Origin of the sequence: Actinosynnema pretiosum (assembly GCF_002354875.1) — a bacterium.
Classification (GTDB): Bacteria; Actinomycetota; Actinomycetes; order Mycobacteriales; family Pseudonocardiaceae; genus Actinosynnema; species Actinosynnema auranticum.
Map to the genome: position 1 here is coordinate 6686055 of NZ_CP023445.1, position 13591 is coordinate 6699645.

General features: G+C 72.8%; 13 protein-coding genes. 4 read left to right on the forward strand and 9 right to left on the reverse strand.

The genetic code is table 11. From position 1 onward, the window contains the following. Positions 1–14 precede the first annotated feature (14 nt). The 5 genes from CNX65_RS28405 to rimO form a co-directional block, all read right to left on the reverse strand. Complete coding sequence (locus tag CNX65_RS28405; protein WP_096496489.1) at positions 15–881, reverse strand: PspA/IM30 family protein; 867 nt, start codon at positions 879–881, stop codon at positions 15–17. A gap of 287 nt (positions 882–1168) precedes the next feature. Continuing rightward, positions 1169–1585, reverse strand: a complete 417-nt coding sequence (locus CNX65_RS28410) for a helix-turn-helix domain-containing protein (RefSeq protein WP_015804495.1) — start codon at positions 1583–1585, stop codon at positions 1169–1171. A gap of 165 nt (positions 1586–1750) precedes the next feature. Then, the gene (locus tag CNX65_RS28415) at positions 1751–2362 is read right to left on the reverse strand and encodes a CinA family protein (protein ID WP_096496490.1); all 612 of its coding nucleotides are present in this window, start codon (positions 2360–2362) and stop codon (positions 1751–1753) included. Further along, a complete protein-coding gene (pgsA, locus tag CNX65_RS28420) occupies positions 2359–2892 on the reverse strand; it encodes a CDP-diacylglycerol--glycerol-3-phosphate 3-phosphatidyltransferase (RefSeq protein WP_232520212.1) in 534 nt (177 codons plus the stop codon). The genes CNX65_RS28415 and pgsA overlap by 4 nt, the downstream gene beginning before the upstream one ends. Positions 2893–2939: 47 nt before the next feature. Next, positions 2940–4349: a 30S ribosomal protein S12 methylthiotransferase RimO gene (gene rimO / locus CNX65_RS28425; RefSeq protein WP_373565510.1), complete on the reverse strand. Its 1410-nt coding sequence runs from the start codon at positions 4347–4349 to the stop codon at positions 2940–2942. A gap of 272 nt (positions 4350–4621) precedes the next feature. Between rimO and CNX65_RS28430 the strand changes: the two genes are divergently transcribed. From CNX65_RS28430 to CNX65_RS28440, 3 genes are all read left to right on the forward strand, one after another. After that, complete coding sequence (locus CNX65_RS28430) at positions 4622–5122, forward strand: amino-acid N-acetyltransferase (protein WP_096496492.1); 501 nt, start codon at positions 4622–4624, stop codon at positions 5120–5122. Positions 5123–5246: 124 nt separating this feature from the next. Beyond that, a complete protein-coding gene (locus tag CNX65_RS28435; protein ID WP_096496493.1) occupies positions 5247–6101 on the forward strand; it encodes a MerR family transcriptional regulator in 855 nt (284 codons plus the stop codon). Positions 6102–6246: 145 nt separating this feature from the next. After that, a complete protein-coding gene (locus CNX65_RS28440; RefSeq protein WP_096496494.1) occupies positions 6247–6702 on the forward strand; it encodes a phospholipase in 456 nt (151 codons plus the stop codon). A gap of 10 nt (positions 6703–6712) precedes the next feature. On the opposite strand, the gene CNX65_RS28445 is transcribed toward CNX65_RS28440, so the two are convergent. Continuing rightward, complete coding sequence (locus CNX65_RS28445) at positions 6713–9274, reverse strand: DNA translocase FtsK (protein ID WP_096496495.1); 2562 nt, start codon at positions 9272–9274, stop codon at positions 6713–6715. A 132-nt stretch (positions 9275–9406) separates the two neighbouring features. Here CNX65_RS28445 and CNX65_RS28450 point away from each other — a divergent pair, with 132 nt between their 5' ends. Beyond that, entirely contained in the window at positions 9407–10213 is an 807-nt protein-coding gene (locus CNX65_RS28450) for a lysophospholipid acyltransferase family protein (protein ID WP_096496496.1), read from the forward strand. Between the two features lie 87 nt (positions 10214–10300). Here the strand turns inward: CNX65_RS28450 and CNX65_RS28455 are convergent, their stop codons facing one another. From CNX65_RS28455 to CNX65_RS28465, 3 genes are read right to left on the reverse strand one after another with little or no spacing between them, the layout of a single operon-like run. Next, the gene (locus CNX65_RS28455) at positions 10301–11980 is read right to left on the reverse strand and encodes a ribonuclease J (protein ID WP_096496497.1); all 1680 of its coding nucleotides are present in this window, start codon (positions 11978–11980) and stop codon (positions 10301–10303) included. Continuing rightward, a complete protein-coding gene (dapA, locus tag CNX65_RS28460) occupies positions 11977–12873 on the reverse strand; it encodes a 4-hydroxy-tetrahydrodipicolinate synthase (protein ID WP_096496498.1) in 897 nt (298 codons plus the stop codon). Before dapA ends, CNX65_RS28455 begins: the two co-directional genes overlap by 4 nt. A gap of 37 nt (positions 12874–12910) precedes the next feature. Continuing rightward, positions 12911–13531, reverse strand: a complete 621-nt coding sequence (locus CNX65_RS28465) for a TIGR03085 family metal-binding protein (RefSeq protein ID WP_096496499.1) — start codon at positions 13529–13531, stop codon at positions 12911–12913. Positions 13532–13591 lie beyond the last annotated feature (60 nt).

The window sequence follows — 13591 nt, forward strand, 5'->3', positions numbered from 1 at the left end:
CGCGGATCACCCCATCAGCTCTGGGCGGGCGGGTTCTGCGGGAGCTGCTGCGTGGCCTGCTGCGGCTGGGACTGCGCCTGCTGCACCCGCTGCTGGATCTCCTGCTGGATGTTGGCGGCGGCGGAGTTGGGCTTCGCGGTGATCTCGCCCGCCGTCGCGCCACCGCCCATGGAGGCGCGGATCTGGTCGAGGCGCGAGATGCCCGCCATCTGCGTGGTGGAGCGCTGCACCTCCATCATGCGGCCCTGCACCGAGTTCTGCGCCAGCTCCGCGGAGCCGAGGGCGGTGGTGTACCGCTTCTCGATCTTGTCGCGGACCTCGTCCAGGGACGGGGTGCTGCTGGGCGCGGCGAGCTCGGTCATCTGCCGCAGCGAGTGCGAGACCTGCTCCTGCATCTTGGCCTGCTCCAGCTGGCTGAGCAGCTTGGTGCGCTCGGCGAGCTTGCCCTGCAGGACCGACGCGTTGTTCTCGACGGCCTGCTTCGCCTGGGTCGCGGCCTGCAGCGACTGGTCGTGCAGCGTCTTCAGGTCCTCGATGCCCTGCTCGGCGGTGACCAGCTGGGTCGCGAACCCGGCGGCGGCCTCCTCGAACTGGGCGGCGCGCTGCTCGTCGCCCTTGGCGCGGGCCTCGTCGGACAGCACGAGCGCCTGGCGCGCGGAGGCCTGGAGCTTCTCGACCTCACCGAGCTGCCGGTTGAGCTTCATCTCCAGCTGCCGCTGGTTGCCGATCACCGCTGCGGCCTGCTGGGAGAGCGCCTGGTGCTGCCGCTGCGCCTCCTCGATGGCCTGCTGGATCTGCACCTTCGGGTCGGCGTGCTCGTCGATCTTCGACGAAAAAGCCGCCATGAAGTACTTCCATGCCTTCACGAAAGGGTTGGCCATCTCCTACGCCTGCCTTCTCCGCACTTTCCTGGCTCGCGCTCGTGATTGGCAACGACCCGGTGCCGGTGTTGGTTCCATCGTGTCAGTTGTGCAGCCGCGCTTCCACCGACCCGGCGGAATATCCGGGATCACCCCGAGTACCCCCGAGAGGCGAGTCGGACGGCACGGCCATCCTGCCTGGCAGCCGCCCCCAGCGTTGCAGGTACCCCGCAAGCGGTTGTCAACTCGTTGCACGCCAACGCGCCGAACCGGCGTTCCGGTTCGGCGCTGGCGGTGGAGCACGGGTATCAGGCGGCCACCACGGAACCGCGCGGCTTGCTGATCGCGGTCGGCAGCCGGTGCGTGAGGACGGGTTGCAGCCTCAGGTCGGACAGGTCGTTGCCGACCACCGCGGGCACCAGGGTGCCCGCCTCGAGCCCGGCGCGAGCGGCCTCGCGCTCCGCCAGCGCGGCGGACTTCGCCACCTTGTCGACGGCGCCGATGTCGGCGGCGACCAGGTGCAGCAGTTCGGACAGGGGCAGTTCGAGCGCGTCGCAGATCGCGGCGAGCAGCTCGCTCGACGCCTCCTTGCGCCCCCGCTCGACCTCGGACAGGTACCCGAGGCTCACGCGCGCGGTCCTGGAGACCTCGCGCAGCGTGCGGCGTTGTGTGGTGCGGGCATGGCGGAGCCGATCACCGATCGCCTCGCGCAGCAGCACGGTCATCGCGCGCCTCCTTCCGGCCGGCCGTGCCACCACGTTACCGATCCACCCCGACGGCGGGCAGTGACTTCCTGGCACGTCCTCCAACAGCGAACGGGTGAATACCCCGCGAAGTTCCCGTTCAAGCGGGACCGCGCGCGGGGAATCATCCAGCTCAGCTCACCCAGCTCACCCTACCGGGACGAGCAGCCGCGCACGCAGCAATTCCAGGGCGGTGATCACCGACGCGACCCGAACCCGGTGACGATCACCACTGAGGGTGACCGAGGACACTTCCACCGAGGGTCCCCCTACGGGTGAGACCCCGGCGACCCCGATGTGCACGACACCGGGTGGCACCCCGTCCTGCGGGCCGGGGCCCGCCACCCCGGTGAGCCCGAGGCCCCAGGTGGCCCCGCAGCGGTCGCGGGCGCCGGTGGCGAGCTGGGCCGCCACGTCGGGGTGAACCGCGCCGTGCTCGGCGAGCAGCTCGGCGGACACCCCGGCGAGCGAGTGCTTGAGCTCGGTGGCGTAGACGATCAGGCCGCCGCGCAGGACCGCGCTCGCGCCGGGCACGCCCGCCAGCAGCGCGCCGACCGCGCCCGCCGTGAGCGACTCGGCCGTCGCGACCGTCTCGCCCCTGGCGCGCAGCAGGCCGACGACCTCGACCGCCAGCGGGTCCGGGACGCCCTCGGCGAGGACGCGCCCGGTCGAAACCGCACCGCTGCGGCTTCCCGCAGCGGCGTCCCCCTCGGGGGTGGGGTCCGCCCCGGTGGCGTCCCCCGCCACCCCGGCGCTCACGCCCCGGCCACCGCGCGCTTGCCGCGCGCCCGCAGCCGCACCGCGCGCACCACGTAGTCCACGCCCGTGACGACGGTCAGCAGCACCGCGAGGCCCATGGTCGCCTGGGCGACCAGCTGGCCCCAGCCGGGCAGCGGCAGCACGTAGAAGCCGATGGCGAAGATCTGCACCAGGGTCTTGGCCTTGCCGCCCCGGCTGGCCGGGATCACCCCGTGGCGGATCACCCAGAAGCGCAGCAGGGTCACCCCGATCTCGCGGACCGCGATCACCACCGTCACCCACCAGGCGAGGTCCCCGAGGATGCTCAGGCCCACCAGGGCGGCCCCGGTGAGCGCCTTGTCCGCGATCGGGTCGGCGATCTTGCCGAAGTCGGTGATCAGCCCGTACTTGCGGGCCAGGTTGCCGTCGACGTGATCGGTCACCGAGGCCACCACGAACACCGCGAAGGCGGCGAGTCGCCACTGCGTGTCGTGACCGCTGCCCGCGAACAGCGCGAGCAGGAACACCGGCACGAGCACCAGACGGGACATCGTCAGCACGTTGGCGATGTTCAGCACCGGCACGCGCGCGGGCTCGGTCACCTCGGCAGCACCTCGATCGCGGTGACGACCAGGTCGACGCCCTCGGCGGCGTCCACCCGGCAGCGGACCAGGTCGCCGACGCTGAGCCCGTCGGCGTTGGTGATGACGCACTCGCCGTCGACCTCGGGGGCCTGGTGGGCGGCGCGACCGGTGCAGTCGGTCTCGTCGTCCTCCTCGTGCTCGACCAGCACGACGACCTCCTCGCCGACGCGGTCCTCGGCGCGCTGCGCGGTCAGCTCCTCGACCAGCGCGGAGATCCGGGCCACCCGCTCGGCGACGGTGTCGGCGTCGTGCTTGTCGGCCAGGCCCTCGGCCTCGGTGCCGTCCTCGTCGGAGTAGCCGAAGATGCCGACCGCGTCGAGCCGCGCCTCGGTGAGGAAGCGCTCCAGCTCGGCGACGTCGGCCTCGGTCTCGCCGGGGAAGCCGACGATGAAGTTGCTGCGGATGCCCGCCCGCGGGGCCAGCTCGCGGATCTGCCTCACCAGCGCGAGGAACGACTCGGTGGAGCCGAACCGGCGCATCCGGCGCAGCACGGCCTCGCTGGAGTGCTGGAAGGACATGTCGAAGTAGTCGGCCACGCCCGGCGTGGTCGCGATGGCCTTGACCAGCGACGGCTTGGTCTCGGCGGGCTGGAGGTAGGACACCCGCACCCGGTCCACGCCCTCGATCGCGGCGAGCCTGGGCAGCAGCTGCTCCAGCGCGCCCAGCTCGCGGGGCAGGTCCTTGGCGTAGGAGGTGGAGTTCTCGCTGACCAGGAACAGCTCGCGCACGCCCTGCTCGGCCAGCCACATGGCCTCGGCGACGATCTCGTCGGGGTGGCGGGAGACGAAGGCGCCCCGGAAGGACGGGATCGCGCAGAACGAGCAGCGGCGGTCGCAGCCGGAGGCGATCTTCAGCGGGGCGACCGGGGCGTCGTCCAGGCGGGTGCGCAGCACGCGCGGGCCCCAGCCGTGGCCCGGCACCTGGACCTCCTGCGCCTTCTCCTGGCGCTTGACCGGCGTGATCGGCAGCAGCGTGCGCCGGTCGACCGGCTTGTGCGACTCCAGGGCCTTGCCCGCGAGCACGTCGTCGAGCCGGTCGGCCAGGTCGCCGTAGTGGTCGAAGCCGAGCACCGCGTTGGCCTCGGGCAGGCTCTCGGCCAGCTCCGCGCCGTACCGCTCGGCCATGCAGCCGACCGCGACGACCTTCGCGCCGGAGTCGGAGGCGGCGAGCAGTGTGTCGACCGAGTCCTTCTTGGCGGACTCGACGAAGCCGCAGGTGTTGACGACGACGACGTCGGCCTCGTCGTCCACCAGCTGCCACCCGCCCGCGGTCAGCCTGCCCGCTAGCTCCTCGGAGTCGACTTCGTTGCGGGCGCACCCGAGGGTCAGCATGGCGACGCGCTTGGACGTGGTGGGGGAAGGCACGGTGCTCAGGGTAACCGGCCACGGGAGCGGGCCATGACCTGCTGGCCCCGCGCGCCCCGCTCGGCCCCGCGCCCGGCCGGGGGTCGGGAGCGGGGGCCGGGACGCCGAGGCGGGTGGTGACGGCGCGTTCCGACGCTCACCGCACGGAGGTTCGCCCGAAAAGGTGAAGCGCGCTACGACGACCACGCCGGGTCCGCGCCGCGCGCCCCCAGGTCCCAGCGGGTGAGCACCGCGTGCCCACGACCGCCGCCGAAGGACTACTTTCTTGCACCGTGAACGACCCGATCAACGTGCGGCGGGCCAGGACCGGCGACGTGCGCGCGATGAAGGCCCTCATCGACCAGTACGCGGGCAAGGTGCTGCTGTCCAAGCCGCTGGTCACGCTGTTCGAGGACATCCAGGAGTTCTGGGTGGCCGAGGAGGGCGGCGTGGTGCTGGGCTGCGGCGCGCTGCACGTGCTGTGGGAGGACCTGGCCGAGATCCGCACGGTCGCGGTCTCCCCCGCCGCCGTGGGGCGCGGCATCGGCCACCGGGTGGTGACCAGGCTGCTGGACACCGCGCGCGAGCTCCAGCTGGCGCGGGTGTTCGTGCTCACCTTCGAGACCTCGTTCTTCGGCAGGCACGGGTTCGTGGAGATCGAGGGCACGCCGGTGTCGCCCGAGGTCTACGAGGAGATCATGCGGTCGGCCGACGAGGGCGTCGCGGAGTTCCTGGACCTGTCGTACGTCAAGCCGAACACCCTGGGCAACACCCGGATGCTGGTGCACCTGTAGCCGTCGGGCGCCGGCGGTCGGGCAGCCGGGACGTGACCCGGTCCACCTGGATTCCACCGAAAACTGTTCGAGTTGCAACTAGCACAGTCTTGACTCCACTAGTGCGTCCGCCGAGGATGTCCGGGTGGAGCAGTTGACCGTGGACGAGCTGGCGGTGCGGGTCGGCCTGCCCGGCAGCACCATCCGGATGTACCAGACCAAGGGCGTGCTGCACCCCCCGCGCAAGACGGGGCGCGTCGCCCACTACGACGACACGCACATCGAGCGGCTGACCCTGGTGCAGCGGCTCCAGTCGCGCGGCTTCTCGCTGCCCGCCATCGCCGAGCTGGTCGCGGCGCGGGCGCGCGGCGCCACGGTGGCCTCCGTGCTCGGCCTCGGTGACACCGAGGGCCCCGACGACTGGGTGCGCGTCCGGCTGCGCGACGCGGGCAAGCTCATGCCGCTGGGCGACCTGCGGCCCGCGCTGCTGCGCCGCGCCGTCGAGGTCGGCCTGGTGCGCTGGCGGTTCGGCTGGCCGCACGTGCGCCGGTGGGCGCTGGAGTCCGGCACCCGCCTCGCGGACCTGGCGATCCCCAGCGACGAGGTGCTCGACCACTTCGCAGGCCTGCGCCGCTCCACCGACGCCATCGCCAGGGAGTTCGTCGAGCTGTTCGAGCGCAGGCTGTGGCCGACGCTGGAGGGCCCGGCCAACCAGGAGGACCAGCTCGACCGCATCCGCGAGCTGCTGGTCGAGCTGACCTACACGGCGGAGACGGTCGTGGTGGGCGCGCTGCGCGAGTCGGTGCGGGACGCGGCCGAGGAGTTCGCCCAGCGGCACGGCCTGGTGCCGTCCGGCGACTTCCGCCCGGCCTGGGCCGACGAGCCGGTGTCGATCGCGGAGAACCTGGTGCGCCGCCCCGGCGACGAGGGCGTCCCGGACGACCCGGAGATCACCCGGTTCCTGGCGGGCGAGGACGAGGACGACGACACCCGGCGCTGAGGCCGGGCGCGGGCCCGCCGCCCGGACACCGAGCGCGACCGGAGCAGCGCTCACCCCGCCGCACGGGTGACTTTCCCCGGTGGCGGGCCGGGCGCGGGGTAGGACGGGGAGCGGCACCCATCCGCCTCACCCCTGGAGCGCACCCGTGCCGACCAACCGGACGCACGCCGTCCTCACCCCGATGCTCGCCGTCCTCGCCCTGCTGCTGGGCCCGGTCGCCGCCACCGCCCAGGCGGACCCGAGGGCGGTCACCGACGACTACCTTTTCGGCCGCAGCCTCGCCGACTTCACCGCGCTGCGGGCCGCCGCCCGGCCCGGCGACGGCCTCGTCTGGGACTCCGACGGCTGCACGCTCGCCCCGGAGCACCCGCTCGGCTACAACTTCCAGCCGGCGTGCGAGCGGCACGACTTCGGCTACCGCAACTACGCGGGGCAGCGCCGGTTCTCCGAGGACGCCCGGCGCCGCCTGGACGAGCTGTTCCGCGCCGACCTGTACGGCCAGTGCGCGGGCAAGTGGGTGTGCAGGCGCACCGCCGACGCGTACTACCTGGCGGCGCGCCAGTTCGGGAAGCTCGTCGGCGGTCGGGAGACCATCGGCTGAGCCCCCCGGCTCACCCCTCGTCGGCCACGACCGCGGGCCCGCCGCCGTTGATCAGCTCCACGGCGGTGGCCAGCTCGTCCGGCTTGAGCAGCACGTCGCGGGCCTTCGAGCCCTCGGTCGGGCCGACGATGCCCCTGGTCTCCAGCAGGTCCATGAGCCTGCCCGCCTTGGCGAACCCGACCCGCAGCTTGCGCTGGAGCATGGACGTCGACCCGAACTGCGAGGTCACGATCAGCTCGGCGGCCTGGAGCAGCAGGTCGAGGTCGTCGCCGATGTCGGCGTCGATCTCCTTCTTCTCCGCCTTGCCCGAGCTGGTGACGCCGTCGGTGTACTCCGGCTGCGCCTGCCGCTTGGTGAACTCGACGATCTCGGAGATCTCCTCGTCGCCGACGAACGCGCCCTGGATGCGGCGGGGCTTGCCCGCGCCCATCGGCAGGAACAGCCCGTCGCCCATGCCGATGAGCTTCTCGGCGCCGGGCTGGTCGAGGATGACCCGCGAGTCGGTGAGCGAGGAGGTGGCGAACGCGAGCCGCGACGGCACGTTCGTCTTGATCAGGCCGGTGACCACGTCCACCGAGGGCCGCTGGGTGGCCAGCACCAGGTGGATGCCCGCCGCGCGGGCCTTCTGGGTGATCCGGACGATCGCGTCCTCGACGTCGCGCGGCGCGGTCATCATCAGGTCGGCCAGCTCGTCGACGATCGCCATGATGTACGGGTACGGCTGGTACTCGCGCTCGCTGCCCGGCGGCGCGGTGATCTGCCCGGTGCGCACCTTGCGGTTGAAGTCGTCGATGTGCCGCACCCGGTTGACCTGCATGTCCTGGTAGCGCTGCTCCATCTCCTCCACCAGCCAGGCCAGCGCGGCGGCGGCCTTCTTCGGCTGGGTGATGATGGGCGTGATCAGGTGCGGGATGCCCTCGTACGGGGTCAGCTCGACCATCTTCGGGTCGATCAGGATCATCCTGACCTCCTGCGGCGTGGCCCTGGCCAGCAGCGAGACCAGCATCGAGTTGACGAAGCTGGACTTGCCGGAGCCGGTGGAGCCCGCGACCAGCAGGTGCGGCATCTTCGTCAGGTTCGCGGTGACGAAGTGGCCCTCGATGTCCTTGCCGAGGCCCACCACCATCGGGTGGTCGTCGTTGACGGCGGAGGACGCGCGCAGCACGTCGCCCAGGCGCACCATCTCACGGTCGCTGTTGGGCACCTCGATGCCCACGGCGGACTTGCCGGGGATGGGCGCGAGCAGCCGCACGTTGTCGGTGGCGACGGCGTAGGCGATGTTCTTGGTCAGCGCGGTGATCTTCTCGACCTTCACGCCGGGGCCGAGCTCGACCTCGTACCGGGTGACCGTCGGGCCCCTGGTGAAGCCGGTGACGTGCGCGTCGATGGAGAACTGCTCCAGCACGCCCGTGATGGCCTCGATCATGATGTCGTTGGCCTTGCTGCGCACCATCGGCGCGTCGCCGTCCTTGAGGATGGTCGGCGGCGGCAGCTGGTAGGGGCCCTCGACGGCGCGCACGGCGGCCAGGCTGGACGAGGGCAGGCCCTCGGCGGGCGCGTTGGCCTTCGGCTCGACCTTCGGCTTGCGCGGCTTGGGAGCCTGCGCGACGGGCGGCGGGACGGGCTCGAACGGCGGCTCGTCGTCCGGGGGCGGGACGTCGGCGCCCTCGGCCGCCGCGTCCAGCTCGGCGGCGGGCTGCTTGCGGCGGGTGGGCTTGCGCAGCTTCGCGGTCGGCGCGGGCTTGGGGGCGGGCTCGTCGTACGGGTCGTCGTCGTAGGGCTCGTCGTAGCCCTCGTCGCGGCCGTAGCCGTCGTCGAACCCGTCGAAGCCCTCCGGCTCGCGCGCGGAGAACCGGCCGCTGAACTTCGCGGGCAGGTCGCGCATGGTGACGTCGGTGAGCAGCAGCAGGCCCTGCACGAAGATCAGCACGAGCACGGGGCCCGCGATCCACGGCGTCAGCCCCTGGGCGAGGAACCCGCCCGCGAGGTAGCCGAGCGCGCCACCGGCCTCCTGGCGGCCCGCCGAGTCCGCGGGCAGTCCCCCGATCAGGTGGAACATGCCGAGGAAGCCGATCGCGACGAGCAGGGTGCCGCCGAGGTAGCGGGGCCTGGCCTCGCGGTTGGCGTCGGTGCGCATGAGGGTGACGCCGATGCCGAGCAGCACCACCGGCAGGAGCATCGCGGGCGCGCCGATCGTGCTGCGCACCGACGAGTCCACCCACTCGCCGACCGGCCCGGCCGCCTGCCACCACACGCCCGCGCCGGTGATCACGGCGAGTGAGATCAGCACCATGCCGAACCCGTCGCGGCGGTGGGTCGCGGCCTGGTTGCCGCTCTCCGGGCCCCGGACCAGCCCGCCGACCGAGCGGCTGATGCCGCGCCAGGCCGCGCCGAAGACCGTGGGGGCCTTCTTCTTCCTGGGCGCGGCCCTGCGCGCCTGCGGCCTGCGCGTGGCGGCGGGCTTGGCCGCCTGCTTGCGCGGCGCCGGGCGGCCTCCAGCCGCCCTCGGCTTCGCCCCGCCACCGCCTCGGGTCGAACCCTTGCGCGAAGTCCCAGTAGTCCGGCCAGCCATGTTCGCTACGTTATCCCCCTGCGCACCACGTGCCCCAGGAGTTGCCGGGGGACGTGAGGTGTGCTTCCTCGATGACCATGGTTGCCCGGATCGCGGTGCGGCCACACCTCGACACGCCGTAGCCTGCCCGCTGTGACTCAACCTGCGCCCACCCCGCCGCTGTGGCGCCTGCTGACCGCCATGGACCGGGCCTTCATCGGCCTGAGCGGCAGCCTCCGGGTGACCGGGGGCATCCCGGCCCGGCTGCGCGGCAGGCCGCTGCTGCTGGCCTCGAACCACATCGGCAACCTGGACCCGTTCGTCCTGGTCGCCGCCTGCCACAAGATCGGCGTCGCGCCCCGGTTCCTGATCGCGGGCGGGCTGCTGGACGTCCCCGTCGCGGGCGCGCTCCTGAAGGCCTCCGGGCACCTGCGGGTGGACCGGGCCTCGGCCACGGTCGGCGACGCGTACGGCCGCACGGTCGAGGCGCTGAAGGCGGGGTCCGACCCGGTCGCGCTGTACCCGGAGGGGCGGATCAGCCAGGACCCCGGCCTGTGGCCGGAGCGCGGCAAGACCGGCGCGGCGCGGCTGGCGCTCAGCGGCGGCATCCCGGTGGTGCCGGTGAGCCAGTGGGGCGCGCACGAGGCGGTCTGCTGGGGCGGGCTGACCGTGGACAGCGCCAAGGACGTCGCGCCCTACGTGACCTCGTACCTGCGGGGCGTGCGGCGGCGGCCGGAGTACCGGGTGCACTTCGGGGCGCCGGTGGACCTGTCCGACCTGAGCGACGGCGCGCCCGGTCACGCCCGGCGCGCGCACGAGCGGATCATGCGGGCGATCACGGCGGGCCTCGCCCCGCTGCGGGCCGACGAGCCCGACGCGCCCCGCTTCCAGGACCCGACCCGGCCGACCACCGGCAGCAGCCCGTGGCGGCCCGCGCCCGCGGCAGGCGCCTCGTCCTGACGCGGGGCCCCCGCGAACCGGGCGAACGCGCGAGCGGGGGCCGGGACGAGTCCCGACCCCCGCTCGACGCGGAAGAACCCCTCGGCCCTAGACCGGGATGATCGTCGGCACGATCATGGGCCTGCGCCGGTAGGTCTCGGCGACCCAGCGGCCGACCACCCGGCGCACCGCCTGCGCGATGCGGTGCGAGTCGGTGATGTTCTCGGCCTCGGTGCGCGACAGCTCCATCTCCACCAGCGAGACGGCCTGGTCCAGCGCCTTCGGGTCGTCGGAGAAGCCGCGGCCGGACACGGTCGGCGGGGCGACCGCGCGGCCGGTGCTGGAGTCGATCGCGACCGTGATCGCGATGAAGCCGCCCTCGCCCAGGACCAGGCGGTCGGACAGCGTCGACTCCCCGACGTCGCCGACCGACAGCCCGTCCACGTACACGTGGCCGACCTCGACCCGGCCGCTGATGGCGGCCTTGCCGTCGACCATGTCCACGACGACGCCGTCCTCGGCGATGACGACCTGCTCCTCGTTCACGCCCGTGGCCACCGCCAGCGCGGCGTTCGCGCGCAGGTGCCGCCACTCGCCGTGCACCGGCATGACGTTGCTGGGGCGCACCGCGTTGTAGAGGAACAGCAGCTCGCCCGCGGGCGAGTGACCGGACACGTGCACCTTGGCGTTGCCCTGGTGCACGACCGTGGCGCCCAGCCGGGACAGGCCGTTGACCACGCCGAACACCGCGTTCTCGTTGCCGGGGATCAGCGAGCTGGCCAGCACGATCGTGTCACCGGCGCGGATGGAGATCTGGCGGTGCTCGCCGCGCGCCATCCGGGACAGCGCCGACAGCGGCTCGCCCTGGGAGCCGGTGGAGACGAACAGGACCTGGTCCTCGGGCATCCGCATGGCCTCGTCGATGTCGACGAACAGCCCGTCCGGCACGTGCAGCAGGCCCAGCTCGGCGGCGATGCCCATGTTGCGCACCATCGAGCGGCCCACCAGCGCGACCCGGCGCTCGTAGCGCACGGCCACGTCCAGCACCTGCTGCACGCGGTGCACGTGCGAGGCGAAGCAGGCCACGATGACGCGCTGCTCGGCCTTGCGGATGACGTTCTCCAGCACCGGGCCGATCTCGCGCTCGGGCACCACGAAACCGGGCACCTCGGCGTTGGTGGAGTCGACCAGGAACAGGTCGACGCCCTCGTCGCCGAGCCGGGAGAACCCGGCCAGGTCGGTGAGCCTGCCGTCGAGCGGCAGCTGGTCGAGCTTGATGTCGCCGGTGTGCAGCACCAGCCCGGCGGAGGTGCGGATGGCCACGGCCAGCGCGTCCGGGATGGAGTGGTTGACCGCGAAGAACTCCAGCTCGAACGGACCCGCGTCGCGGCGCTCGCCCTCGACGACCTCGATCAGCTTGGGGTTCTGGCGGTGCTCGCGGCACTTGGCGGCCAGCAGCGCGAGGGTGAAGCGCGAGCCCACCACGGGCAGGTCGGGGCGCAGCTTGAGCAGGAACGGCACGGCGCCGATGTGGTCCTCGTGGCCGTGCGTGAGCACGATGGCCTCGATGTCCTCCAGCCGGTCCTCGATCGCCCGGAAGTCCGGGAGGATGAGGTCGACGCCGGGCTGGTCGTCCTCGGGGAAGAGGACGCCGCAGTCGACGACGAGCAGCCTGCCTGCGTGCTCGAACACCGTCATGTTGCGGCCGACCTCGCCGATTCCGCCCAGTGCGACGACGCGCAGCGCACCGTCGGGCAGCGCGGGCGGGGGTGAGCTCGGATTGATCACGCGTTGACTCCCAGTTCGGCCTTCACGGCCTCGATGTCCTCGTCGGTGGCGGGTACCAGCGGCAACCTTGGGTCGCCCGCGTCGATCCCGCGCAAACGCAGGCCCGCCTTGGTGTAGGTGACTCCGGGCATGCGGCCGAACGGCCGCAGGAGCGGCAGGATCGACTGGTGCAGCTCGCGGGCGCGCACGACGTCGCCCGACTCGAAGGCGTCGATCATCGCACGCAGCGGGCCCGCGGCGAAGTGCGACACGACGCTGACCGCGCCGACCGCGCCGACGGCGAGCCACGCCAGGTTCAGCGGGTCGTCGCCGGAGTAGTAGGCCAGGTCGGTCTCGGCGATGACCCGGCTGCCCGCGTGCAGGTCGGCCTTGGCGTCCTTGACGGCCAGGATCCGGGGGTGCGCGGCGAGCCGCAGGATCGTGTCGACCTCCAGCGGCACGACCGACCTGGGCGGGATGTCGTAGAGCATCACGGGCAGGTCGGTCGCGTCGGCCACGGTGGTGAGGTGGGCCGCGACGCCCGCCTGGGTGGGGCGGGAGTAGTACGGCGTCACCAGGAGCAGGCCGTGCGCGCCCGCCTTCTGGGCGGACTGGGCCAGCTCGACGCTGTGCGCGGTGTTGTAGGTGCCCGCGCCCGCGACGACGGTGGCGCGGTCGCCGACCGCCTCCACGACCGCCCTGACGAGGGCTTCCTTCTCCTCGTCGGTGGTCGTGGGGCTCTCCCCCGTGGTGCCGTTGACGACCAGCCCGTCGTTGCCCTGCTCGACCAGGTGCGCCGCGAGCTCCTGGGCCTTGGCCAGGTCGAGCGCCCCGTCCGCGTCGAACGGGGTCACCATCGCGGTGAGCAGGCGGCCGAAGGGGCGGCCGGGTGAGGCGGTAGGGCATCCGGTCATGGCTGAACGCTACCGCGTCACCCTCAGCGAGCAGCCGCTACGTGCTCCGGTTGAGCGAGCGGACCGCCTCGACGGCCGAGGGGTCGCCCTCGTAGCTCACCCGCACGGCGTCCCGGCCGAAGCAGAGCAGGGCCAGCTCGGCGGGCTCGCCGGTGATCGTGACCGGCGTCGGGCCCGCCTTCGCGGTGATCGTCTCGCCGCTGGTGCGGCGCAGCACGACGCCCACCGGGCTCTTGCGGTGGTTGAGCTTGGCGATGGGGGGCAGGGCCCGCCACAGGTCGGCGTCGCGGACCACGTCGGCGGGGCGCGGCTCCCAGCCGTCCAGCGCGCGGCGGACGTCCTCGTGGTGGACGAAGTACTCCATGCCGTTGACCTTCTCGTCCAGCAGCGCGAGCGGCGACCACTTGGGCGGGCCCACGCGGACCAGGTCGACCAGCTCGGCCCACGGCTTGGCGGCGTAGTCGTCCTGGACCTTCTGCGTGTGGTCGCCGAGCGGCTTGACGAACAGGCCCGCGGCGGCGTCCGGCCTGCGCTCGCGCAGCACGAGGTGCGCGGCGAGGTCCTTGGTGCGCCACGGGTCGCACAGCGTGGGGGCGTCCGGCCCCACCTCGGTGAACAGCTCCGCCAGCAGTCGGCGTTCGTCCTGAGCTAGACCCATGCCGCCCAACCTACCCGCCGGGGAGCGGTCCGTGTTGACAGCGCCTACTTGCCGGGGTCC